The 23,199-nt window shown below is 68.8% G+C and carries 20 protein-coding genes; 4 read left to right on the top strand and 16 right to left on the bottom strand.

What is annotated here, in order from left to right; genetic code table 11:
• Nucleotides 1-2: 2 nt before the first annotated feature.
• On the bottom strand, nucleotides 3-1,451 hold the full coding sequence (gene gltX / locus BMZ02_RS06485; RefSeq protein WP_091641094.1) for a glutamate--tRNA ligase: 1,449 nt from the start codon (nucleotides 1,449-1,451) through the stop codon (nucleotides 3-5).
• 131 nt (nucleotides 1,452-1,582) lie between these two features.
• On the opposite strand from gltX, the gene BMZ02_RS06490 reads away from it, so the two are divergent.
• Nucleotides 1,583-2,317, top strand: a complete 735-nt coding sequence (locus tag BMZ02_RS06490) for a UDP-2,3-diacylglucosamine diphosphatase (protein WP_216110723.1) — start codon at nucleotides 1,583-1,585, stop codon at nucleotides 2,315-2,317.
• A 24-nt stretch (nucleotides 2,318-2,341) separates the two neighbouring features.
• Here BMZ02_RS06490 and BMZ02_RS06495 read toward each other — a convergent pair whose 3' ends face one another.
• Genes BMZ02_RS06495 through purU form a run of 10 tightly spaced genes read right to left on the bottom strand, consistent with a single transcriptional unit; the run spans nucleotide 2,342 to nucleotide 13,070 of the window.
• Nucleotides 2,342-2,980, bottom strand: a complete 639-nt coding sequence (locus tag BMZ02_RS06495) for a helix-turn-helix domain-containing protein (RefSeq protein WP_245753962.1) — start codon at nucleotides 2,978-2,980, stop codon at nucleotides 2,342-2,344.
• Nucleotides 2,981-2,984: 4 nt separating this feature from the next.
• On the bottom strand, nucleotides 2,985-4,313 hold the full coding sequence (locus BMZ02_RS06500; RefSeq protein ID WP_091641097.1) for an FMN-binding glutamate synthase family protein: 1,329 nt from the start codon (nucleotides 4,311-4,313) through the stop codon (nucleotides 2,985-2,987).
• 10 nt (nucleotides 4,314-4,323) lie between these two features.
• Entirely contained in the window at nucleotides 4,324-5,007 is a 684-nt protein-coding gene (locus tag BMZ02_RS06505; protein ID WP_091641100.1) for a GltB/FmdC/FwdC-like GXGXG domain-containing protein, read from the bottom strand.
• Complete coding sequence (locus tag BMZ02_RS06510) at nucleotides 5,004-5,930, bottom strand: class II glutamine amidotransferase (RefSeq protein WP_091641102.1); 927 nt, start codon at nucleotides 5,928-5,930, stop codon at nucleotides 5,004-5,006. Before BMZ02_RS06510 ends, BMZ02_RS06505 begins: the two co-directional genes overlap by 4 nt.
• A 33-nt stretch (nucleotides 5,931-5,963) precedes the next feature.
• Nucleotides 5,964-7,298, bottom strand: a complete 1,335-nt coding sequence (gene glnT / locus BMZ02_RS06515) for a type III glutamate--ammonia ligase (RefSeq protein WP_091641105.1) — start codon at nucleotides 7,296-7,298, stop codon at nucleotides 5,964-5,966.
• 25 nt (nucleotides 7,299-7,323) lie between these two features.
• Nucleotides 7,324-7,806 (bottom strand): hypothetical protein, encoded by a 483-nt coding sequence (locus BMZ02_RS06520; protein WP_091641109.1) that lies wholly within the window; start codon nucleotides 7,804-7,806, stop codon nucleotides 7,324-7,326.
• Entirely contained in the window at nucleotides 7,803-10,706 is a 2,904-nt protein-coding gene (locus BMZ02_RS06525; protein ID WP_091641111.1) for a 2Fe-2S iron-sulfur cluster-binding protein, read from the bottom strand. Before BMZ02_RS06525 ends, BMZ02_RS06520 begins: the two co-directional genes overlap by 4 nt.
• Nucleotides 10,687-10,959: a sarcosine oxidase subunit delta gene (locus BMZ02_RS06530; protein ID WP_091641113.1), complete on the bottom strand. Its 273-nt coding sequence runs from the start codon at nucleotides 10,957-10,959 to the stop codon at nucleotides 10,687-10,689. Before BMZ02_RS06530 ends, BMZ02_RS06525 begins: the two co-directional genes overlap by 20 nt.
• 2 nt (nucleotides 10,960-10,961) lie before the next feature.
• Nucleotides 10,962-12,203 carry an FAD-dependent oxidoreductase gene (locus tag BMZ02_RS06535; RefSeq protein ID WP_091641115.1) on the bottom strand — a complete coding sequence of 414 codons (1,242 nt, stop codon included), beginning with the start codon at nucleotides 12,201-12,203 and terminating at the stop codon, nucleotides 10,962-10,964.
• A gap of 9 nt (nucleotides 12,204-12,212) precedes the next feature.
• Nucleotides 12,213-13,070 carry a formyltetrahydrofolate deformylase gene (purU, locus tag BMZ02_RS06540; protein ID WP_091641118.1) on the bottom strand — a complete coding sequence of 286 codons (858 nt, stop codon included), beginning with the start codon at nucleotides 13,068-13,070 and terminating at the stop codon, nucleotides 12,213-12,215.
• A 467-nt stretch (nucleotides 13,071-13,537) separates the two neighbouring features.
• Between purU and BMZ02_RS06545 the strand changes: the two genes are divergently transcribed.
• From BMZ02_RS06545 to BMZ02_RS06555, 3 genes are read left to right on the top strand one after another with little or no spacing between them, the layout of a single operon-like run.
• Nucleotides 13,538-14,548, top strand: a complete 1,011-nt coding sequence (locus BMZ02_RS06545; protein WP_216110724.1) for a TRAP transporter substrate-binding protein — start codon at nucleotides 13,538-13,540, stop codon at nucleotides 14,546-14,548.
• Nucleotides 14,549-14,551: 3 nt separating this feature from the next.
• Complete coding sequence (locus BMZ02_RS06550) at nucleotides 14,552-15,145, top strand: TRAP transporter small permease (protein ID WP_091641119.1); 594 nt, start codon at nucleotides 14,552-14,554, stop codon at nucleotides 15,143-15,145.
• A gap of 4 nt (nucleotides 15,146-15,149) precedes the next feature.
• On the top strand, nucleotides 15,150-16,424 hold the full coding sequence (locus BMZ02_RS06555; RefSeq protein WP_091641121.1) for a TRAP transporter large permease: 1,275 nt from the start codon (nucleotides 15,150-15,152) through the stop codon (nucleotides 16,422-16,424).
• Here the strand turns inward: BMZ02_RS06555 and BMZ02_RS06560 are convergent.
• The 5 genes from BMZ02_RS06560 to BMZ02_RS06580 all read right to left on the bottom strand — a co-directional run bounded on the left by BMZ02_RS06560 (nucleotide 16,421) and on the right by BMZ02_RS06580 (nucleotide 23,041).
• Entirely contained in the window at nucleotides 16,421-17,608 is a 1,188-nt protein-coding gene (locus BMZ02_RS06560; RefSeq protein WP_216110725.1) for an amidase, read from the bottom strand. The genes BMZ02_RS06555 and BMZ02_RS06560 overlap by 4 nt on opposite strands.
• 174 nt (nucleotides 17,609-17,782) lie before the next feature.
• Entirely contained in the window at nucleotides 17,783-19,240 is a 1,458-nt protein-coding gene (locus BMZ02_RS06565) for a coniferyl aldehyde dehydrogenase (RefSeq protein ID WP_091641123.1), read from the bottom strand.
• A gap of 13 nt (nucleotides 19,241-19,253) precedes the next feature.
• Nucleotides 19,254-20,897, bottom strand: a complete 1,644-nt coding sequence (locus tag BMZ02_RS06570) for a GMC family oxidoreductase (RefSeq protein WP_091641126.1) — start codon at nucleotides 20,895-20,897, stop codon at nucleotides 19,254-19,256.
• Between the two features lie 90 nt (nucleotides 20,898-20,987).
• Nucleotides 20,988-21,734 (bottom strand): enoyl-CoA hydratase/isomerase family protein, encoded by a 747-nt coding sequence (locus BMZ02_RS06575; RefSeq protein ID WP_216110726.1) that lies wholly within the window; start codon nucleotides 21,732-21,734, stop codon nucleotides 20,988-20,990.
• 86 nt (nucleotides 21,735-21,820) lie between these two features.
• A complete protein-coding gene (locus BMZ02_RS06580; RefSeq protein WP_091641129.1) occupies nucleotides 21,821-23,041 on the bottom strand; it encodes a CaiB/BaiF CoA transferase family protein in 1,221 nt (406 codons plus the stop codon).
• Nucleotides 23,042-23,199 lie beyond the last annotated feature (158 nt).

Here is a 23,199-nt window from a genome sequence, read left to right on the forward strand (position 1 = left end):
GGTTATTGCGCCGGCTCCGCGGCGGCCCGGCGGGCCGCCTGCAGAAAGCGCCGGCGGGCTTCATCCTCGCCCAGCAGGCCGTGGATATCCGGCAGCTCCGGGCCGTGGTTCAGCCCGGTGAGCGCCAGTCGCAACGGCATGAACAGCTGTTTGCCCCTGGCCCCGGTGGCCTCCTTGACCGCCCCGGTGACCGCCTGCCAGTCGCCCCCGGCGTCGGCGGCGGCCTGGAAGAAGGCCGGGCCGGCCTGCTCCAGCCAGGCCCGAACGTCCGCGTCCGGCTCGGGGACCTCACCGAACAGGATGCGACACCACCGGGACACGTCTTCGGGGAACTGCACGTTGTCCCGCACGGTAGCCATGAACGCCGCCTCCCGGTCCGCCGGCAACAGCTCGCCGGCGGCATCGCGCATCCACTGGCGCATGCGCTCGTCCGGCAGGGCGTGCAGCGCTTCCCGCTGCCAGTGCCGGAGCTGACTCTCATCAAAGCGCGCCGGCGCCCGACCCAGGCGCCCCAGATCGAAGCCGGCGGCAAGCCCGTCCAGACTCAGCAGGGCGTTGTCTTCGTAGGTATGCCCCAGACGCGCCAGGTGGTTGACCACCGCCTCCGGCAGAAAGCCGGCCTCGCGCAGTTCGCTCACCGCGCGGCTGCCATTGCGCTTGGACAGGGGCGCGCCGTCGTCGCCGGTGATCATGCTGATGTGGGCGTAGGAGGGCGCCTCCAGGCCAAGCGCTTCCAGCAGCAGCAACTGCCGCGGGGTATTGGTGAGATGGTCCTCGCCGCGCAGCACGTGGGTGATGCCCATGAGGGCATCGTCCACGGCGTTGCTGAAGAAAAACGCCGGCGTGCCGTCGGCACGGCGGATGATGAAATCGCCGATGTCGTCGGTGTCGAAGCGCTGGGGGCCGCGCACGTGATCCGTGAATGTGACGGTACGCCCGCGCGGGACCCGGAACCGCAGGGTGGGCTCCAGGCCACGGTCGCGCCGCGCCTGTCGTTCCTCCGCGCTCAGGTGGGCACAGGTACCCGCGTAGCGCGGTGCCTTGCCGGCGGCGCGCTGGGAACGGCGGGAGAGTTCCAGCTCCCGCTCGGTGCAGAAGCAGGGATAGGCCAGATCCGCCGCTTCCAGCTGCTCGTAGTAGGCGTCGTACACCGGCTGCCGTGCGGACTGGGCGTAGGGGCGGTGGATGCCCTCCACCTCCGGGCCCTCCTGCCAGTCCAGCCCGAGCCAGCGCAGGTCCTCGCACAGCGCCTGGACATACTCGGCCCGGGAGCGCTCCACGTCGGTATCCTCGATGCGCAGGACGAAATCGCCGCCGTCGCGCCGCGCCAGCAGCGCGTTGAACAGCGCCGTGCGCAGATTGCCGAGGTGCAGCAGCCCGGTCGGACTGGGCGCAAAACGCGTCCGCGGCTTCTGGCTGGCGTCATGCTGGTGCTCTGTCACCGTCTCCATCTCCTGCCCTCTCCCGGGCGCGACATCATAGCCGAGTCGCCGGCCGGGCCCAACCGCATCAACCATTTGAGGGTGCGGGCGGGCACCGTTATCCTCTTCGCTCGCCCTGAAGCCAGTCGAGGATACCCATCATGCTGCCCACGGTTTTCATCGCCGACCTGCACCTGGACGAGCGCCGACCGCAGATCGTGCAGTTGTTCATGCAGTTCCTGCAGCAGACGGCGGGCCGCACCGATGCGCTCTACATCCTCGGCGACCTGTTCGAGGCGTGGATCGGCGACGACGCCGTGCCCGCCGACCACCCGGTGATCCGGGCGCTGGCGGCCTTTTCGGCCACGGGCACGCCGCTGTACGTGATGCGGGGCAACCGGGATTTCCTGCTGGGCGATCGCTTCGCCGAAGCCACGGGCGCCACCCTGCTGGACGACCCCACCATCATCCGTCTGGGCGACGAGCCGGTGCTGCTCATGCACGGCGACCTGCTGTGCACGGATGACCACGAGTACCAGCAGTTCCGCGCCATGGTGAACGACCCGGCGTGGCAGGCGCAGTTCCTGGCCCGGTCGGTGGACGAGCGCATCGCCCTGGCGAAGGAGGCCCGGGACGAGAGCGCGTCACGCAACAGCATGCTCGCCGACACCTCCGATTCCATCATGGACGTCAATGGCGACACGGTGACGGCCACCATGCGGGAGCACGGCGTCCACCGCCTCATCCACGGCCATACCCACCGGCCCGACCGGCACCGGTTCCAGCTGGACGGCCGCCCGGCGGAGCGCATCGTCCTCGGGGACTGGTTCGAGCAGGGCAGCGTGCTGCGTTACGAGGGCGGCGATTACGACCTCAAGCGCCTGCCCCTGGGCTGACCTGACCCCGGGCTGACCCCGGACTCAGTCGTCCTGGAACACGGTCACGGCGAGAAAACGGATGGGCACCTCCACCAGCCGCTCGGGGCCATGGGGCACCTGGGCGTCGAAGGTGAACGCATCGCCGGCCTCCAGGGTATAGACCTGCTTGCCGTGACGGTACTCGATGCGCCCCTCCAGCATGTAGAGAAACTGCATGCCGTCATGCTGGAAGGTGGGGAACGCCTCGCTCTCGTCGTCCATGGAGATGAGAAAGGGTTCGAAGTTGCGCTGCTGGCCGCGGTGGTAGGCGAGCAGGTGGTAGGTGTGGCCGCGGCGCGTGCCCCGGCGCACCACCTCCATGCCCTCCCCCGCCTTGACCAGCTGCGCGCCACCCTCCGGAGAGTCGTAGTCCCGGAAAAGCTGCGAGAGCGTGAGCCCCAGCGCGGTGGTGAGCCGCTCCAGGGACTCCAGGCTGGTCGCCACCTGACCGTTCTCGATCTTGCTCACCATGCCGCGACTCAGGCCCGCCAGCTCGGCCACGTTGGCCAGGGTGAGATCCTGGGCCACCCGGCGCTGACGCAGCACCGCGCCGATGTACTGCTCCAGCCCCATGCGGCGCTCGCTGTCCGCCTGGCGGGTGGCCAGGGTCTTGGGTACGAAGGCGTCCCTGTCCTCACTCACCGGATCACACCCCGCCCTGTCCGGGAATCCAGCCGGTGCCCGCCAGGGGCACCCGGGCCATGGCAGCGGCCTCCATGTCCAGGGCCACCAGATCCTCGGGCTCCAGGTTGTGGACGTGCGACTTGCCGCAGGCCCGGGCAATGGTCTGCGCTTCCAGGGTGATCACCCGCAGGTAATTGGCCAGCCGCCGGCCCGCCAGCTCCGGGTCCAGCCGCGCGGCAAGCTCCGGGTCCTGGGTGGAGATGCCCGCCGGGTCCTGGCCGGCGTGGTAGTCGTCGTAGAAGCCGGCGGCGGAGCCGATGCGCTGGTACTCCTCTTCCCAGCGCGGGTGGTTGCACCCCAGCGCGATGAGCGCGGCGGTGCCGATGCTCACCGCGTCCGCGCCCAGGGCAATGGCCTTGGCCACATCGGCGCCGTTGCGGATGCCGCCGGAGACGATCAGCTGCACCTTGCGGTGCATGTCCATCTCCTGCAGCGCCTGCACCGCCTGGGGAATCGCTGCCAGCGTGGGAATACCCACGTGCTCGATGAACACTTCCTGGGTGGCGGCGGTACCGCCCTGCATGCCGTCCAGCACCACCACGTCGGCGCCCGCCTTCACCGCCAGCTTGACGTCGAAATAGGTGCGGCTGGCACCGATCTTGATGAACACCGGCTTCTCCCAGTCGGTGATCTCGCGCAGCTCCTCGATCTTGATGGCCAGGTCGTCCGGGCCGGTCCAGTCCGGGTGGCGGCAGGCGCTGCGCTGGTCCACGCCCTTGGGCAGGGTTCGCATCTCGGCGACGCGGTCGCTGATCTTCTGGCCCATGAGCATACCGCCGCCACCGGGCTTGGCGCCCTGACCCAGCACCACCTCGATGGCGTCCGCCATGCGCAGGTGCTTGGGGTTCATGCCGTAGCGCGACGGCAGGTACTGGTAGACCAGCGTACGCGACTGGCCGCGCTCTTCGTCCGTCATGCCGCCGTCGCCGGTGGTGGTGCTGGTGCCCACGGCCGAGGCGCCGCGCCCCAGCGCCTCCTTGGCGTTGGCGGACAGCGAGCCGAAGCTCATGCCGGCAATGGTGACGGGAATGTCCAGGTGCAGCGGCTTGCTTGCGAAGCGATCCCCCAGGACCACGTCCGTGCCGCAACGCTCCCGGTAGCCCTCCAGCGGATAGCGGGACATGCTGGCACCCAGGAACACCAAGTCGTCGAAATGCGGCACCTTCCGCTTGGCGCCGAAGCCGCGAATGTCGTAGATGCCGGTGTCGGCCGCGCGCTGGATCTCGCGGATGGCATTGCGGTCGAAAGTCGCCGACTCGCGCAGCCCCCAGTTATCGGTGTGGTCGTCCATCGGACCCTCCTCAGCCTGCGTCGGCGTTGTCCACGTGGAAGTTGTAGAGCTTGCGCGCGGAGCCGTACCGGCGGAAGTCCGCCGGATCGGCCTCGATCCCCGCCCGGGCCAGCAGCTCGCGCAGCTCGGCCAGGTGTTCGTCGCGCATCTCCTTCTCGATGCAGTCGGCGCCCAGGGACTCCACCGCGCCGCGCACGTAGAGGCGCGCCTCGTAGAGCGAATCACCCAGGGCTTCACCGGCGTCACCACAGACCACCAGCCGGCCGGCCTGGCCCATGAAGGCACTCATGTGGCCGACGCTGCCGCCAACGACGATGTCCACGCCCTTCATGGAGATGCCGCAGCGGGCGGCGGCGTCGCCGTCGATCACCAGCAGGCCGCCATGAGCGGTGGCGCCGGCGGACTGGGAGGCGTTGCCGTGCACGTGCACACGCCCGGACATCATGTTCTCGGCCACGCCCACGCCGACGGTGCCATGCACGTTGACCGTGGCCTGCTGGTTCATGCCGGCACAGTAGTAACCGGCATGGCCGTCAATGTCGACGGTAAGCGCCTGGTCCAGGCCACAGGCCAGGGCGTGGCGGCCGTCGGGGTCGGTGATCCGCCAGTGCGGCTCGGTGAGTTCGCGCGCCTGGTCGTGGAGCTGCTGGTTCACCTCCCGCACGCTGTGTTCCGCAAGGCTGATGGTCTTCATGTACCGGTCTCCTGGCTGGTCAGCGGTCCGCCTTCCCAGACGTAGACGCGCTTGGGCGCGGGTTCCCAGACCCGCGCGTTCTGGATGCCGGGCAGCGTGGTCAGCGCCCGGTACTCCGAGGCCATGGCCACGTAGTCGGCCGTCTCGGCCATCACCGCCGGCTTGCAGGCGATGGGGTCACGCAGCACGGCAAAGCCGTTGCGGGTGCCCACGGTGAAGGTGTAGAAGCCGTCGAGATCGTCCACGGCACGCTCCAGGGCCCCGGTGAGGCTGTCACCCTCGGCCATGCGCCAGGTCAGATAGGCCGCCGCCACCTCGGTGTCGTTGTCCGTCTCGAACCGCAGGCCGGCACGCTGGAGCCGGGTGCGCAGGCGGTTGTGATTGGACAGGGAGCCGTTGTGCACCAGGCAGAGGTCGTGCCCGGTGGAAAAGGGGTGGCTGCCCTCCATGTTCACCGCGCTTTCGGTGGCCATGCGCGTGTGGCCGATGATGTGGGTGCCCTGCATACCCTGCAGGCCGAAGCGCTCGGCCACCAGGCGCGGATGCCCCACGCCCTTGAGAATCTCGATGCTGTGCCCGACGCTCATCAGGTGCACGCCGGGGGCGTTGTCACGCAGCCAGTCGCGCACGGCGTCGGCATCGGTGCCGGTCTTGAACACCGCCGCGGTGGCGTTGCGGAACCACTCCACCGGCGCACCCAGGTGCGCCTGCAGCCCCTCGGCAATCCCTGCCCAGTCCGTAGCCGGATCTTCCGCCTGCAGGGTGTACTTCAGGCGCTCCTGGCCGACGTCGTCACCATAGATGGCGAAGCCGGCGCTGTCCGGGCCGCGGTCACCCATGGACAGCAGCATGGGCTGGAACAGCTCGCCCAGTCGCGGCTGCAGCGCCTCGTTCTTCAGATACAGTCCAACAATGCCGCACATGACAGCACTCCTCTCTGGTTCGGCCGCCGCGTGTCAGAAGAACTCCGCGTAACGCTCCACCTCCCAGGCGGAGACGTGGCGGTTGTACTCGATCCACTCGTTGCGCTTGAGCCGGATGAATTCGTTGGTGATCCCCTCGCCCAGGGTCTCTCTGAACAGGGTGTCGGCCTCCAGCTCGTTCAGCGCCTGATTGAGCGTCTGCGGCAGAATGCCGATGCCCTGCTCCTGGCAGTCGGCGGCGGTGTAGTTGTACAGGTTGACGTTCTGGGGCTCGCCAGGCTCCAGCTTGCGGTCGATGCCGTCCAGCCCGGCGGCGATCAGCCCCGCGGTAACCAGGTACGGGTTGCAGCCCGCATCCGGCAGGCGGTACTCCAGCCGGCCGTAGGGAATGCGCACCATGGCCGAGCGGTTGTTGTCGCCGTAGGTGACGTACACCGGCGCCCAGGTGGCGCCGGAGGCGGAGCCACCCACCACCAGCCGCTTGTAGGAGTTCACCGTGGGCGCCGCCAGGGCGCACAGGGCGTGGGCGTGGTGCAGCAGCCCGCCCAGGAAGTGGTAACCCAGCTCCGACAGCCCCAGGCCGCGCTTGTCGCTGTCGTCGTGGAACAGGTTGGTGCCGGCCTCGTCCACCACCGACATGTGGTAGTGCATGCCGTTGCCGGTGCGGCTGGAGATGGGCTTGGGCATGAACGAACAGATCATGTCCATCTGGTGCGCGATTTCGCCGGCCGCCATGCGCAGGAACACGAAGCGGTCCGCCGACGTGAGCGCATCACTGTGGGTGTAGTTGATCTCGAACTGCGCGTTGGCGTCTTCGTGGTCGATCTGGTAGACGTCGAAACCGACCTGCTGGAGACTCCCGACCAGCTCCTCCAGGAAGGCCCGGGAGCGGGACAGCCCCTTGTAGTCGTAACAGGGCTTGTCCAGCGTGTCGCTGTCATCCACCGGGTGCAGTTCGCCATTGCCGTTGCGCTGGAACAGGCAAAACTCCGGCTCCAGGCCGGTGTTGAACGTCCAGCCGCGCTCGCGGAGCCGCTCCAGCTGGCGCTCCAGCACATGACGGGAGTCCAGCGGATAGGGTTTGTCATCCACGAAGCCGGTGCAGGCAATGCGCGCATAGCCCGGCTGCCACGGCACCAGGGTCAGGCTGTTGAGGTCGCCGCGGGCCATGAAATCGGATTCGTGCGGCTCCATCCCCAGCCCGGAGACGGCGAACCCGGCAAAGCCGGCGCCATCCTCGAGCACGTTGGACAGGCAGTGCGCGGGCACGGATTTGGTCTTGGCCACTCCGTGGATATCCACGAACTGGGCGAGTACGAAGCGGACATCGTTGTCGGCAAGCAGCTTCTCGGCATCACTTTGCAGCATGGCGGGCCTCCCCGTTCAGGTATCGTTAATCTTCTGCCAGGCGGTCATGGTCCCGGACCACGGCCGTCAGCATTGCGTCCAGGTAGGCACCGTAACTGGGATCACAGCCCAGCAGGATGCCGTCCGGATGGTCCGGATGGCGGTACAGCCAGGCCGTGATACCGGCCACGGCCGCGGCCAGCCACCCCCCTTCCGGAAGCTGGCGTAGATCGTGCGGACAGAGCTGGCGCATGGCCTGGTCCCAGTCCCCTCCAGCGAGGCGCAACACGCGATCGCTGCGCGTCAGACACCAGGGCGGTGTCCCGTCCGGCGGCGTCCACGGATCCGTCGTCACCACCAGATAGTCATTGCGGCCGGTGAAGGCGACGAGACCGGCACCGTATGGCAGTGCCGTCTGTTCGGTCTCCGGCACCGGCAGGCCGGCGTCCCGCAGCGCATCCGCGGCGCCGCTGCCCACCAGCTCGCAGACCGCGAACCGCAGATCGGTATCCAGCGTGAGGTGGTTCATGGGCTTGCCTCCGGGTTGTCGGCGTCCTGGCGGACGCCGTCCGGGTCGTAGAAGGTCTCTGCGATCATCGCGCCGCGCACCAGGACGCCGTCATCGGCACGAATGATCAACGGCTCGTCGCTGTCCGCCAGGGCCCGGTCCACCATGGCCAGGCCAATGGGCTGACCCCGCGTCGGGCTGCGGGCGATGCTGGTCACACGCCCGGCAATATCACCGTCGCGGATGACCAGGTGGCATTCCCGGGGCAGCGGGCCGTCGTGATCCGGCGGGAGCACGAAGCGTACCAGGCGCCGCTGCTCCTGGCCCTTGAGATGGGCCAGCGCCGGGCGACCGACGAAAAAGGGCTTTTTCAGGTGCACCGCCCAGGGCATGGCCGCCTCGAAGGGGTTGGTGAGCCCGTCGGTATCCTGGCCGACGATGATGTGGCCCTTCTCCAGGCGCAGCACGCGCTGGGCCTCGACACCGAACGGGCGAATGCCGTGGGCCGCCCCCGCATCCAGCAGCGCGTGCCAGATGGTGGCCAGCGCCGCGGGGGTGGCGTGGATCTCGTAGCCCAGCTCGCCGACGAAGCCGACGCGCACCAGCCGCGCCCAGTGGCCGCAGACGCGCGTGTCGCAGATGCCGAGCCGGGGCAGCGAGGCCTCGCCCAGATCCATGTCGGTCAGCGGCTCCAGCACCCGGCGACTCATGGGGCCGACCACGTTCAGTGCCCCCAGCTGCCCGGTCCGGTTGACCACGTGCACGTCCAGCCCCCACTCCAGCGCCTTGCGGGTGAGCGTCTGGTAGGTCGCCTCGGCGTGACCGGAGGTGGCGGAGACATAGAAATGGTCGTCGGCGAGACGCCCGGCAACCCCGTCGTCGACGATGATGCCGGCGTCGTCGACCATGAGCGCGTAGCGGGTCAGGCCGACACGGATGTTGCCCTTGCGCATGGTGTAGGCGCCGTCCAGCAACGTGGCGGCATCCGGCCCGAAGACCTCGAGCTTGCCCAGGGTGGAGACGTCGATCAGGCCGACGCCGTGGCGCACCATGGTGACCTCGTCCGCGATGGCCGAGGCGGCGTCCGCGCCGTAGTAAGCAGGCCGGCGCCATTCACCCGCCTCCATGAAGGTCGCGCCCCGGTCCCGGTGCCAGTCCTGTACCGGGGTCTCGCGCTCGGGACGCATGCGCCGGCCGGCCAGGTCTTCCAGACGCACCGGATGGTACATGGGCCGCGCCGTGGTGGTGCCGGTGGCGTCGATCCCCTGTCCGCGGAAGCGCGCGAGAATGCGAATGGCGTTGAGGTTGGCGTGCTTGCCCTGGCTTGGCCCCATGCCCACGGTGGAGAAGCGCTTGAGCAGCTCGATGTTGTCGAACCCCTCCCGGGCGGCCTGCTCCAGGTCCTTGAGCTGCAGGTCTTCATCGAAGTCGACGAAATTGCGGCCCTTCGGGTGGGGCACGATGGGCCACTGCGAGCCGTGGGCTTCGCTGTCCCGCTGCGGCACCACTGGCGGCACCGGCTCCCCACGCAGCGCCGCCGTGAGCCGTCGCACCGCGTCCTCGGCGTCGGCGAGCTGCTGCCCGAGCGTGAACGCCCCGTTGACGCGCCCCGCCGGCACCACCGTCGCCGGCCAGTCAGCGGGCACCGGCATGGTCAGAGTGTCGTCGTAGCGGAACGTGCCGCCCGACTGATAAAGCAGGTGCCCGGCCGGCGCCCAGCCCACGCTCATGAGCACCCCGTCGCAGGGGAGGGTCTCGCCGGCGTCGGCCTGGCAATTGCCGGCGTCATCCAGCGGTGCGATGGTCGCGGCGGTAACCGCGTCGGCTCCCTGGGCGGCGTAGACGGTCCAGCCCCGGTACACCGGGATGCCGGCATCAGTGAGGCGGCTCGCGTCGGCCTCGGTCACGCCGGGGCCGTGGGTCACCACCGCGGCAACCGTCACACCCGCCGCGGCCATCTGCTCCGCCGCGACCAGTCCCTCGCGGTTGGCAGCCTGCACCACGGCGCGTTCACAGGGCACCACGCCGAAGCGGTGCAGCAGCCGCTGCGCACCCGAGGCGAGCATGACGCCGGGCAGGTCGTTGTTGTGGAACACCGCCGGCTGTTCCAGAGCGCCGGTGGCGAGCACCACGCCGCGGGCCCGCACCTTGATGATCCCATCCGGCGTGGCCAGCGGAATCCACTGGTCGGTATAGCAGCCCAGGGCCACGGTACCGGTATGGACGGTGACCCCCGGGTGCCCGAGCACCCGGGCAATCAGGTCATCCCGCTGCGTGTCGGCGATGGCGTCACCCAGCCACTGGTAATCCAGGCTGCCACCCATGCACGGATTCTCATCCGCCAGCAGCACCTCGAAGCCGGCATCCGCGGCGTTGAGGGCGGCCCGCAGCCCGGCGGGCCCGGCGCCGATCACCAGGACGTCGCAATAGCCGTAGCGCTTGGGGCGGCGCCGCGGCGTCCAGGCGGTATCCACCCGGCCCAGGCCGGCGCGCCGGCGGATGATGCGCTCCCAGAACGGGAACAGCGCACGCGGGCGGTGAAACGCCTTGTAGTAGAACCCCACGGGCAGGAAGCGGCCGAACCGGTCCATATGCCGGTCGGCATCCTTCGCCAGGCTGCCGCGCACGTTCACCGGATTCACCACCATGCCGTCGGTCACCGGGGTGACATCGCCGCGGACGTTGGTGTCCTCGGCAGTAGCAAACAGCGCGTTGACGTCGTGGTTGGCCAGGGACACAGCCCCGCGCGGGCGGTGATACTTGAAGCTGCGGCCCAGCAGCGTCACTCCGTTGGCCAGCAGCGCCGAGGTGATCGTGTCGCCGGGATGCGCGCTGTAGGACCGCCCCTCGAACGTGAAGGACAGGGTCCGCAAGCGGTCGATCCACTCCCGCGGCCCCGGCTCAGAGCATCGGAATGGCATAGGCCACCTCCTCCGGCGGGACCACGCGTTCAACCCGGTCACTCACGGTGTCGCGCTCCAGCACGAACCAGCGCGACGTGGGCCGATGAAACCACCACTCCCGCAACAGCGTCGGTGCACCGCTACGGTTGAAGGCGTGGTCGGCCACGGCGGCAAGCGCCACATCGCCCATGGGTGGCCGACGCACTTCGCCCCCGTAGACGAACTCGCTCAGGGGCCGCGGGCCGATGACAGGACAATCAATCACTTTCATGGTCAGTGCCCCACGGATGCCGCGCCCTTCTCGCCCACCAGCTGGAAGTCGGTGAAGCGGTCGAAGCGGAACGGTTCGATGAGTTCATGGTTACGGCCGGCGGCCACGGTGGCGGCCATGGTCTGGCCGCTGATGGGCGTGGCCTTGAAGCCCCAGGTCCCCCAGCCCGCATCCAGGTAGAAGCCATCCAGTGGCGTCGTGCCCATGATCGGCGCGAAATCCGGGGTGAGATCGCTCATGCCCGCCCACTGGCGGTTGACCCGCAGGCGGGCGGTGAACGGCAGCAGATCGATGAGCCGGTCCGCCAGCCCTTCCACGAACTCGAATGACGAGCGCGTGCTGTGCAGGGAGTACGGGTCCACCGCCGCGCCCATGACCAGCTCCCCGCGGGAGGACTGGCTCAGGTAGACATGCAGGCTGCCGGAGACGACGATGGTGTCGAGAAACGGCTTCACCGGCTCGGTGACGCAGGCCTGCAGCGGGTAGATCTCGATGGGCGTGGGCAGGTCCACCATGGCCGTGATCCGCGGCGTGGAGCCGGCCACCATGGAGACCACCGCACCGCAGTCGACGGCGCCGCGGTCGGTGTCCACGCCGGTGACCCGCCCTCCGGCCGTGCGGATCCCGGTAACACGGGTCTGCTGATGGATCTCCACCCCGCGGTTGGCAGCCGCCCGGCCGTAGCCCCAGGCCACGGCGTCATGGCGCGCCACCGCGCCGGGGGCGTGGTACAGCGCCCCCATCACCGGATGATTGCCGCCGCACTCCAGGTCGATCCCGGGGATGTCCGCCGCCACGGCGTCCGGCCCCACCACGCGGCTGTCGATCCCGTGGTGACGGTTCACCTCGGCCCGCCAGCGCATGGTGCGCAGGGCCTCATCGGAGTGGGCCAGGGTGTAGTGGCCACGGGTGGAGTAGAACAGGTTGATGTCCAGCTCCTCCGACAGCCCCTGGAACAGCTGCAGGCTGGCGTCGTAGAAGCGCACGCCCTCGGGAGTGAGGTAGTTGGAGCGGATGATGGTGGTGTTGCGGCCGGTGTTGCCGCCACCGAGATAGCCCTGCTCCAGCACCGCCACGTTGGTGATGCCGTGCTCCTTCGCCAGGTAGTGGGCGCAGGCCAGGCCGTGGCCGCCACCGCCGATGATGACCACATCGTAACGGTCGCGCAGTTCGCCCTGTTCGGGGAAGAAGCGCGGCTCGCGCTCGCTCCCCAGCAGGCCCTGTTTCAGCAGTCGCAGCGGCATCGGCGGCTCCTACCCGAAGACGATGGTCTTGTTACCGTGAATGAGCACCCGGTCCTCCAGGTGGAAGCGCAGGCCGCGGGCCAGCACCATCTTCTCCACGTCCCGGCCCAGGCGGACCATGTCCTCGGTGGTGTTGTGGTGATTCACCCGTACCACGTCCTGCTCGATGATCGGCCCGGCATCCAGCTCCGCGGTGGCGTAGTGGCAGGTGGCGCCGATCAGCTTTACGCCCCGCTGCGCCGCCTGGTGATACGGACGGGCCCCGGCGAAGGACGGCAGGAAGCTGTGGTGGATATTGATGATGCGCCCGGGGTAGCGCTCGCACAGGCGCTCCGGGATGATTTGCATGTAACGCGCCAGTACGACGGTGTCGGCGGCGGTATCACGGATCAGCTCATCCAGCGTGGCAAAAGCGCCCTCGCGATTGTCGGGCTGCACCGGCACGTGGTGGTACGGGATGCCGTGCCATTCGACGAAACCGCGCAGGTCCTCGTGGTTGGAGACCACGCACGGGATCTCGAAGGGCAGCTCGCCACTGCGCCAGCGATACAGCAGGTCAGCCAGACAGTGGCTCTGACGGCTGACCATGAGCAGCACGCGCTTGGGCACCTGGCTGTCCGTGAGTCGCCAGTCCATGCCGAAGCGCTCCGCCAGCGGCGCGATCAGCGCGCGCAGCCCGTCCAGGTCGAAAGGCAGGCTGCTGGCGCGCACCTCGTAGCGCATGAAAAACCAGCCACTCTCGGCATCCGCGTACTGGTGCGCTTCGGTGATCCAGCCACCGTGCTCTGCCAGTGCGTCGGTGACCGCGGCGATGATGCCGACCTGATCCGGACAGGACAGGGTCAGACGGTAGCAGTGATCGGCCAATGAGTTTCTCCCGAGTCAACAATATTTCACGACAGTAGTGCAGCGACAGGCACCGCGTCAACAACCGCCCGCCGCTGCTCCGATGTGGTGCAACTGCCCGATATCAGGGCATTATTGCCAAGCGACACCCGGCAGCACCGATCGGCCTTACAAACGAACCCGAACATGCGCGGCACTCAGGACAAACCGCTGCGCCCGCCAGCTTTACACGCCGTTCGTCGGCGTACGGCACCCCCGCGTTGCCCGAATGCAGTGCGCAGCCCCCGTGCAGCGCAGACCGGTAAGAAGCCGCCAAATACGAACTTGAAACAATCACTTGCAGACTTCCAGGCGTGTCTGGCACAGGGGCTGCACCGTCTGCAGCGCCACGCGCCGTCGGTGTCTGCACGGGTAAGCGACCCGTCCGGCGCACTCACTCCGCATTCCGGCCAACGGAGCGCTCACGCTCCGCGCCAGGAGGTTGAACGATGTCCCGGACCCCACTGACCCGACGCATTCTCGGCGGGACGGCGCTGATGCTCTCCGGCATCGGTGTTGCCGCTGCCCAGACCACCGTGCTGTTCCACCACGACCTTCCCGACGACAGTGCCCAGCACCAGGCGGCGGAATACTTCAAGGAGCTCCTGGAAGAGCGCACCGAGGGGCGCTACGAGGTGGAGATCTATCCGAACAACGAGCTGGGCGACGACACGGAGGTCATCCAGCAGATGCAGAGCGGTGCCGTGCACGCCGCGCCCATTCCCACCGCCAAGCTCAGCGGCGTGGAGCCGGCCATGCAGCTTGCCGACCTGCCTTTCCTGTTCCCGGACGCCGAGATCACCTATGAGGTCCTCGACGGCGAACTGGGGGACGCCCTGATGGAGCGCATGGTCGAACGCGGCTTCCACGGCGTCGGCTTCTGGGAGAGCGGCTTCAAGCAGCTCACCTGCAACACCCGCATCGACGGCCCGGAAGATCTGGCCGGCAAGGACGTGCGCGTCATGGAGAGTGCCCTGCTGGTCAAGCAATACGAGCAACTGGGCGCAAACCCCATTCCGATCGCCTTCTCCGAGACCTACTCCGCACTGGAGCAGGGCGTGGCGGACTGCCAGGAGAACCCCGTGGTCTCCATCGCCAAGATGCGCTTCCACGAGGTGCAGGACCACATGATGCTGAGTGACCACGGCTATCTTGGCACGGCGTTCCTGTACAGCCTCGTCTGGTTCGAGCAGCTGCCTCCCGAGGACCAGGCCATCTTCGAGGAGGTCGCCCTGGAGGCCGGCGCATACCAGCGTGAGGTGTCCAACGCGGAGTTCGACACCTACCTGGCGGAGATCGAGGACTACGGCAACATCCAGATCCACGAATTCGATGACGACCAGCGCGCCGCATTCGAGGAGGCGTTGAGGCCCGTCCACGAGGCCTTCCGCGACGAGATCGGCGGCGACCTCATGGACCTTGCCTATGAGCTCATCGAACAGGCCGAGGCGGAGCGCTAGACCGTGACCCGCGCCTCGGCCACCCGCCGTGTCAGCGGGCAGACGCCCGCCCGCCACCACCCGGTGGTGGCGGGCGCACGCACGGCGCTCGCGTACGCGGACCGGGCACTGCGGCTGGTCGAGGAAGGCGTGATCGCGCTGCTGCTGGCCGTGGCCGCACTGGTGGTGTTCTACGATGTGAGCTCCCGTTTCCTGTTCAGCAACTCCCTGAGCTGGGGGCCGGAATTCGTCCGCTACAGCATCATCTGGATGGTCTTCCTGGGTGGCAGCGTCGCGGCGCGACGCGGCATTCACATCAGTATTGATGCCCTGGCATCGGTACTGCCCACCCGCATCAGCGTCTGGCTGGTGGGCATGGTCATGCTGGCAAGCGCCGGTTTCTGCGCCTATCTCACGTGGCTGGCACTGGATTTCGTCGAGCAGAGCGCGCGCTTCGGCCAGCGCACGTCATCCATGCGCATCCCGCTGTGGTGGGTGATCATGGCCATCCCCATCGGTTGCGGCCTCATGACCCTGCGGTTCACCGAGCGCGGGCTGAGCCTTCTGCTGTCCCGGAAACAGGAACGCCCGGGCGGCCCCACGGACATGGCGGGCTGATCCCATGACCGGCTTCTTTGTCTTTCTGTTCTCCCTGCTGGCCCTGGGCTTTCCCATCTTCATCGCCCTGTTGATGGCGGTGCTACTGTTCATGGCGATGGACAGCGCGCCCAACCTCAACGTGGTGATCCAGCGCATGTTCTCGGGGGTGGACAGCTTTCCGCTCATGGCCATCCCCTTTTTCATCCTGGCGGGAACGATGATGGCCTCCGGCGGCCTGTCCCGGCGGATCGTGCGCCTCGCACAGGCCGTGGTGGGCGCCTTCCCCGGCGGCTTCGGCATGACCACCGTCTCCGGCAGCATGTTCTTCTCGGCCATCTCCGGCTCCAGCCCGGCAACGGTGGTGGCCGTGGGCAAGCTCATGTTCCCCGCGATGGTCCGCGCCGGCTACACCCCGCGCTCCACCATCGGCTTGCTCATGAGTGCCGGCTCGCTTGGTATCGTCATTCCGCCGAGCATCTTCATGATCGTCTACGGAGCCGTGACGGGCACGTCCATCGGCGCCCTCTTTCTCGCTGGTGTCGGTGCCGGGCTGGTCTACGGGGTGTGCTTTCTCGTTTTCTGTTACGTGCACGCCCGCTGGACCGGGCTCCCCGTGCAGGAGCGCACGCCGCTACGGGAGGTCTGGTCGGCGTTCAAGGGCGCCGCCTGGGGGCTGGCCATCCCGTTCATCATTCTCGGCGGCATCTATGGTGGCGTGTTCACGCCCACGGAAGCGTCGGCCGTGGCGGTGGTCTACGCCACGTTCGTCACCATGGTGATCTACCGGGAGCTCAGCCTGCGCGAACTCTTCCGCGTGCTGCTGGATTCCGCCACCCTGACCGCCCAGGTGATGATCATTCTCACCGCGGCCGCCGCATTCGCATGGTTCATCTCGACCAGTGGCGTGACGCGGACGCTGGCGGTTTCAGTGCTTGCCATCACCGACAATCCCGTGGCCGTCCTGCTGCTGATCAACCTCATCGTGCTGATCGCCGGCATGCTGCTCGACCCCACGTCCATCGTCGTGATCCTGGCGCCCATCGTCTACGCCGTCGCGACGCAGGTGGGTGTCGACCCGGTGCACCTGGGCGCCATCCTCGCGGTGAACGCCGCCGTGGGCATGTTCACGCCCCCTCTGGGGCTGAACCTGTTCGTTGCCAGCAGCGTTGGCAACGTGAGCTACGCCGACGCCATCATCGGCGTGCTACCGCTGATTCTCATCGCGCTGGTCGCGCTGCTGCTGGTGACGTTCATCCCGGCAATCAGCCTGTGGCTGCCGAGCACGGTCTACGGCTAGAGGAGTTCCCGGGCAACCTCGAGCAGCGCCTCGTCCCGGTCCGGCAATCCGGCGATGCCGATACCGACCGGACAGCCATCCACCTGCATCCAGGGCATGACCACCTGGGGCAGACCGCCAAGGCCGGCGATACAGTTGATGCGGAAGGCGCGGCTGCGGAACGCCTGAACCGTCTCGGGCGACGCGTCGGCCCGCAGCGCGATGTCAGGCGCACCCGGCAACAGCAACAGCGTCTCGCCATCAAGCCGCGTCAACAACCGCTCCCGGATCTGGGCCCGCCGCTCCACCGACACCCGGTACTCGGCGTCGGAGATGCGCGAGGCGATGTCGAAACGCTGGGCGACGTCCTCGCCCATGGGCGGCGCATGGGTGAGAATCCACTCACCGTGGCACTGCCACGCCTCCGCTGCCTGATGGACGCGAAACACCTCCGCCCAGTCCGCGAGGTCTTCGTCCGGAGCCGCGACGGGCTGCCGGTCAAGCCGCGCACCCAGGCGGGAGGCGATGGTTTCGGCCGCCCGCAGCAGCGGCGCGGCGATCCGGGTCTCCAACAGGGCGGTGACGTCGTCCGGCAGCCAGACACGGGCCGGCACCAGCGGTTGCCCGGCTCGCGGAAACACGGCGCCGGCGACGGCCTCCATGAGCCCGGCATCACGGGCAAACCAGCCGAAGGTGTCGAATGACGGCGCCAGTGGCGCCGCACCATCCATGGGTATCCGCCCCCATGTGGTGCGAATGCCGAGCACGCCGCACAGGCTCGCCGGAATCCGCACCGACCCTCCGGTATCACTGCCCACGGTGAAGTCAACCAGCCGCGCCGCCATTGCGGCAGCGGAACCGGAGGACGAGCCCCCGGTATTGCGGCCGGGGGCATTGACGTTCAACGGCGCGCCGTAATGGACATTGCGGCCGGCAAGACTGTATGCCAGCTCGTCGGTGTGCGCCTTGGCGACCAGCTCGCCACCGGCGTCCAGTAACGCCTGGATGGACGACGCCGTCACCTGGGGCACCGGGTGGGTCGCCAGCCAGTGAGGGCTGCCGAAGCCGGTCGGGTGGCCGGCCACGTCGAACAGATCCTTGACGGCAAACCGCCGCCCGGCCAGCACACCCGCAGGTGCATGCGCGCAGTCGACCGGCAGAATGAATGCCCCGACCGTGTCGCGCTCCATGATGGATGTGGTCACGTCCGCCTCCGCAGCGTCTGGGTGGAGAGCGAAGCACAGCAGATCCCGTGCCAGACCACTCCGCTGCAAGGCGCTGCTACAACCGGGCGAACACCCGGCGCGCCGCACCACCCGACGCAGCCCGTGCACCAGACCGACGCATCGGGACCGGGTGTGCACCAGAACGGAAAGCCCTCAACGCGCCAGAAGACGGTGAACCAGGCGCTGGAGCACCCCGCCGTATGGCGGGTACATGACCGCAGCGGTGTTGATGCGGCCTTTCGCGAATACCGCTTTCTCGTGGGAGAAGTTGGCAAACCCGTAATGGCCGTGATAACGCCCCATGCCGGACGCCCCGACACCACCGAACGGCAGGTTGTCCTGGGCCACATGGAGCAGCGTGTCGTTCAGGCACACACCGCCGGAGTGACTCTCCCGCAGTACGCGCTGCTGCCGGCCCCGGTCCCTGCCGAAGTAGTACAGGGCCAACGGCCTGGGCCGGCGGGCAACGTAGGCGAGCGCGGCGTCCAGATCCGGCACCGTGACGATGGGCAGGATCGGCCCGAACAACTCCTCCTCGAGCACCCGCGCACCATCCGGGGCATCCAGCACCAGGTGAGGCGCAAGCCGGCGCCCGTCCGGGTGGCCCTCCCCGGCCGGATTGATCGCCTCGATGCGTGCCCCCTTCTGCCGGGCGTCATCCAGCAGCGCCAGCAGGCGCTCATGCTGGCCCGCGTTGACGATGCTGGTGTAGTCCGGGTTATCGCCGAGCCGGGGGTAACGGCGGGCCACTGTCGCGCGGATGGCGGCCAGCAGCGCATCACGCCGGGCGGGGGTGCAGAGCACGTAATCCGGCGCGATGCAGGTCTGCCCGGCGTTGACTAGCTTGCCGAAGACCAGCCGGCTGGCCACTGCCGCGATGTCCGCATCATCGTCGACGATCACCGGCGACTTGCCACCCAACTCCAGGGTCACGGGCGTGAGATTGGGGGCCGCCGCCGCCATGATCTGCCGCCCCACGGCCGTGGACCCGGTGAACAGCAGGTGGTCGAACGGCAACGCGGCAAAGGCCTGGCTCTCCGGCACGTCGCCCTCGAACACGGCCACCTCGTCCGCGCTGAAGACAGCGGCAAGCAACTCGCGCAGGACCGCGTTGGTGGCCGGGGTGAACTCGGAGAGTTTGAGCATGGCCCGATTGCCCGCCGCCAGGGCGCCGGTCAGGGGCGCCAGGGCGAGAAAGACCGGGTAGTTCCACGGCACCATGATGCCCACCACACCCAGGGGCTGATGCACCACCCGGGCCCGGGCCGGCTGCATCAGCGGATGGGGCCAGCGGCGCTGCGGCCGCATCCAGCGGCGCACGTGTCGGATGGCGTGGCGCAGACCGGTCAGCGTGGGGACGATATCCGCAGTGGCCGTCTCGTGGGGCGAGCGGCCGCCGAAGTCGGCAGAGACAGCCTCGGTCAGCGCCTGCTCGTGGGCTTTCACCGCGCGCCGCAGTCGCTGCAGTGCATCCCGCCGGGTGGCGGCGTCCGGGTACGGCGCCGCCTGGAAGGCCGCCCGCTGCCGCTCCAGGCACGCCGCCATGGCCGACGCCCCGGGCGGCGCTTGCGTCACCTGCTGGTCGGCCGTCGGATGGGTTGCCGCAGTCATGAAGGACTCCCGTTCAGGCAATGGAGGCCAGTCGCCGGGCCACTGCGCCGGACGTCTCGCCATGGCGTATCAGTTCCGCCGCACGCTCCGCCACCGCGGTCACCGGCGCGTTGGTATTGCCGCTGACCAGCCGCGGGAATACCGAGGCGTCCACGACCCGCAACCCGTCGAGGCCATACACGCGTAGCTCCGGGTCCACGACGCTGTGGTCGTCACGCCCCATGCGGCACGTCCCCACCGGGTGGTAGATGGTTTCGGCGTGGGCGGCCACGTAACGCCGGAGCGCGGCGCGCCCCTGCACGCCCGCCCCCGGATCCAGTTCCGCCTCGCCGATACCCCGCAGCGGCGCGGCGGCGAGAATGTCCCGTGCATGCTCCAGACCGTCTACCAGCCGTTCAAGGTCATCCGGATCCGCGAGGTAGTCGGGGTCGATGCGCGGCGGCGCCGCCGGATCGGGCGAGTGCAAACCCACGCGCCCGCGACTGGCCGGGCGCAGGTGGCAGGTGCGCAGGGTGTAGCCGTAGCCGGTCATGGTCCGCCACAGGGAGAGCCCGTGGTTGTCCTCGATGGCCGGGATGAAGTGCATCTGCAGATCGGGTGTCGCGCAGTCCGGGCGGCTGGCGAGAAATCCGCCCGCCTCGGCGACGTTGGAGCACAGCTCGCCCCGGTGATGGCGGATGTAGTCCCATACCGCCCGCGCGCCGCGGGGCAGGTACGTGGGATGGAACGACAGCCCGCGGCGATCGCGACTGCGCCAGATGACGCTCACATCCAGGTGATCCTGCAGATTGGCGCCGACGCCGGGCAGGCGATGACGCACGGCGACGCCGGCCCGCTCCAGCTCGGCAGGGTCGCCGACGCCGGAGAGCTGCAGGATCTGCGGGGTATTCACGGCACCGGCGGCCAGCACCACCTCGCCATCCGTCCGCAGGGTGCGCTCCCGGCCGCGGCGCCGGTAGCGCACGCCGGTGACCCGGTGCCCGTCCAGCGCCAGGGCCTGCACATGGGCGCCGGTGATCACCTGCAGGTTGGGCCGCTCCAGGGCCGGCCGCAGATAGGCCCAGGCGTTGCTGCAGCGGCGGCCGTTCTCCTGCATTACGTGGTACAGCCCGAACCCGGCCTGCTCCGCACCGTTGAAATCGGCATTGGCCCCATGGCCGGCGTTCACCGCAGCCTCGATGAACGCGTGACTCAGTGGGTTGACGCAGCACAGCGGCTCCACCGACAGCGGTCCGTCCGCCCCGTGCCAGGGATCCGCGCCGGCGGCGAAACGCTCGGAGGCCCGGAACCAGGGCAGCAGGGCCGACCAGTTCCAGCCGTCGGCGCCGTCCGCCTCCCAGGCGTCGTAGTCCGCCGGCTGCCCCCGGGTGTAGCACATGGCGTTGATGGCACTGCTACCACCCAGGGTCCTGCCCCGGGGCCAGAACAGGCGGCGGCCCTCCAGGCGTGGCTGCGGCTCGGTGTAGTAGGCCCAGTTGAAGCGGCGGCTGCGCATCATCCCGGTGATACCCATGGGCACGCGGATCAGCGGGTGCCAGTCCGACGGTCCCGCCTCCAGCAGACACACGCGCACGTCGGGATCCGCACTCAGGCGGTTCGCCAGCACGCAGCCCGCCGACCCACCACCCACGATGATGTAGTCCACCCGCTCGCTCACGTCGCGTTGTCCTCCTGGCGGCACCACGCCTCGCGGTGCCCGTGCGCTTCAGTGTACGCCAGCGCAGTGGGTGCGGATTGAATCAGGCGGTCATTCGTCCTTGCCGGCGTAACGGTCCAGCACCGCCCGGGCTTCCTCGTGCTGGCTCTGTTCCACGAAGACACGGCGCGCGGCAGCGTCGAACGGCTCCGCCCCGTCCTGGATCATGGGCTGGAAGAAGCGCTTGGTGGCGGCCACCGGCCCGGCGGGCAGTGCGGCCAACTCGCCGGCGATGTCCATGGCGTTGGACAGGGTCTCGCCGGACGGCACCCGGTAGTCGGCCACGCCCAGCCGCAGGGCATCGGCGCCCAGGAAACGCTCGAACCCCCAGGTGAGACGCCGGGCGGTCACCGGCCCGACCCGCGCCGCCAGGGTGGACAGCCCCCACGGCGGCAGGAATCCGTTGGGCACCTCGGCCAGGTTCCAGATGGTGTCCTCGGCGGTCACCACCAGGTCGCAGCACACCGCGAGCACGAACCCGCCGCCAAAGGCGTGCCCTTCCACGGCAGCGATCACCGGCGTGTCCATGAGCCCGATCCGCCGCGTCATGCCCCCGGGCAGACGCTGGTGCTCGGCGAGCTCCTGCGGGTCACAGCGCCCCATTTCCTTGAGATCGCTGCCGGCGCAGAATCCCGGCGGCGCGCCGGTAAGCACGATGGCACGCACCTCCGGGTCGTCCTCCAGGGAGGCGAACGCCTCGTCCAGGGCCACGGTCAGCCCGGTGGACAGCGCATTGCGCTGCGCCGGCCGGTTCATGGTGACGATGGCAACGGGGCCATCACGATCCAGATCAATCACGGCACCACCTCCAGTCCCCGCTGGCCGGGCTCGCGCATGGCCGCGGCAAAAAGTGTGTATCGACGGCCGGAAACCGGGGGAGGCCTTCAGCCGATCACGCCCTTCTCCCGCAGTCCCGCAATGGCCTCCCGGGAGTATTGCAGCACGTCGCGGAGAACGGCGTCAGTCTGTTCGCCGAGCCGGGGCGCCGGGCGGCTGCTGTCCAGGGGCGTCGCGGAATAGCGGATGGGGTTGGCCACCGCCGGCACGCGGCCCAGTTCCGGGTGCTCCGTGGCCGTCTGCATGCCCCGCGCCTGGATCTGCGGGTCGGCGAAAACGCGGTCGATGGTGTTCACCGGGCCGCACGGCACGCCCGCGGCCTCCAGTTCGGCCAGCCAGTCATCGGTGGCCCGGGTACGGAACACGGCGGCCAGCTCCGGGATCAGCATCTGGCGATGGGCAACGCGCGCGGCATTGGTCGCGTAGGCGGCATCCGCCGGCAGATCGGGCCGGCCCATGGCCTCGCACAGCCGCCGGAACTGGTCGTCGTTGCCCACGGTCAGCACCAGGTAGCCATCGCGGGTGGGAAACGTCTGGTAGGGCACGATATTGGGGTGGGCATTGCCCATGCGCCCGGGCACCTGGCCACCCACCAGGTAGTTCATGGCCTGGTTGGCGAGAGTCGCCACCTGCACGTCCAGCAGGGCCAGGTCGATATGCTGCCCCTCGCCGGTGCGCTCCCGGTGCGCCAGGGCGCCGAGGCTGGCCACGGTGGCGTACATGCCGGTGAGGATGTCGGTCAGCGCAACGCCCACCTTGGTGGGCTCGCCGCCGTCTGCATCCGGTGCACCAGTGATGCTCATGAGCCCGCCCATGGCCTGGAGCAGGAAGTCGTAACCGGCCCGCTCGCTGTAGGGGCCGGTCTGGCCGAAGCCGGTAATGGAGCAGTAGATCAGCCCGGGATTCACCGCCTGCAGGCTGGCGTAATCCAGCCCGTAGCGGGCCAGCCCGCCCACCTTGTAGTTCTCCAGCAGGATGTCACTGCGCGCCGCCAGCTCCCGCACCAGCGCCTGGCCTTCCGGACGGGTGATGTCGATGGCCACGGACTGCTTGCCGCGATTGGCCGAGAGATAGTAAGCGGATTCGGCCGGGGTGCCCCCGGCGTCGTTCAGGTAGGGCGGCCCCCAGCCCCGGGTGTCGTCACCCCGCCCCGGGCGCTCGACCTTGATCACTTCCGCGCCCAGATCGGCGAACAGCTGCCCGGCCCAGGGGCCGGCGAGGATGCGGCTGAGGTCCAGTACGCGGATGTGGTCAAGAACGGCGGGCATGGCGGGGCTCCGAGGTAGTAGGGGCGAGACATGGTGGACCTGAAGGTCCACCCTACGGTGCCTCGAGGCCGGACTCCGGCTTGGTGGACCTGAAGGTCCGCCCTACGCCCAACCAGAAGCGGGGCACCCTTGGGCGCCCCGCTGTCAGCATACCGCAG

Source organism: Aquisalimonas asiatica (assembly GCF_900110585.1).
GTDB lineage: Bacteria > Pseudomonadota > Gammaproteobacteria > Nitrococcales > Aquisalimonadaceae > Aquisalimonas > Aquisalimonas asiatica.

Excerpts from the sequence above, each read along its gene's own strand:
- gltX (WP_091641094.1), bottom strand. The coding sequence starts at position 1,451 with ATGGAGACGGTGACAGAGCACCAGCATGACGCCAGCCAGAAGCCGCGG.
- BMZ02_RS06490 (WP_216110723.1), top strand. The coding sequence starts at position 1,583 with ATGCTGCCCACGGTTTTCATCGCCGACCTGCACCTGGACGAGCGCCGA.
- BMZ02_RS06500 (WP_091641097.1), bottom strand. The coding sequence starts at position 4,313 with ATGGACGACCACACCGATAACTGGGGGCTGCGCGAGTCGGCGACTTTC.
- BMZ02_RS06505 (WP_091641100.1), bottom strand. The coding sequence starts at position 5,007 with ATGAAGACCATCAGCCTTGCGGAACACAGCGTGCGGGAGGTGAACCAG.
- BMZ02_RS06510 (WP_091641102.1), bottom strand. The coding sequence starts at position 5,930 with ATGTGCGGCATTGTTGGACTGTATCTGAAGAACGAGGCGCTGCAGCCG.
- glnT (WP_091641105.1), bottom strand. The coding sequence starts at position 7,298 with ATGCTGCAAAGTGATGCCGAGAAGCTGCTTGCCGACAACGATGTCCGC.
- BMZ02_RS06520 (WP_091641109.1), bottom strand. The coding sequence starts at position 7,806 with ATGAACCACCTCACGCTGGATACCGATCTGCGGTTCGCGGTCTGCGAG.
- BMZ02_RS06525 (WP_091641111.1), bottom strand. The coding sequence starts at position 10,706 with ATGCCATTCCGATGCTCTGAGCCGGGGCCGCGGGAGTGGATCGACCGC.
- BMZ02_RS06530 (WP_091641113.1), bottom strand. The coding sequence starts at position 10,959 with ATGAAAGTGATTGATTGTCCTGTCATCGGCCCGCGGCCCCTGAGCGAG.
- BMZ02_RS06535 (WP_091641115.1), bottom strand. The coding sequence starts at position 12,203 with ATGCCGCTGCGACTGCTGAAACAGGGCCTGCTGGGGAGCGAGCGCGAG.
- BMZ02_RS06545 (WP_216110724.1), top strand. The coding sequence starts at position 13,538 with ATGTCCCGGACCCCACTGACCCGACGCATTCTCGGCGGGACGGCGCTG.
- BMZ02_RS06555 (WP_091641121.1), top strand. The coding sequence starts at position 15,150 with ATGACCGGCTTCTTTGTCTTTCTGTTCTCCCTGCTGGCCCTGGGCTTT.
- BMZ02_RS06565 (WP_091641123.1), bottom strand. The coding sequence starts at position 19,240 with ATGACTGCGGCAACCCATCCGACGGCCGACCAGCAGGTGACGCAAGCG.
- BMZ02_RS06580 (WP_091641129.1), bottom strand. The coding sequence starts at position 23,041 with ATGCCCGCCGTTCTTGACCACATCCGCGTACTGGACCTCAGCCGCATC.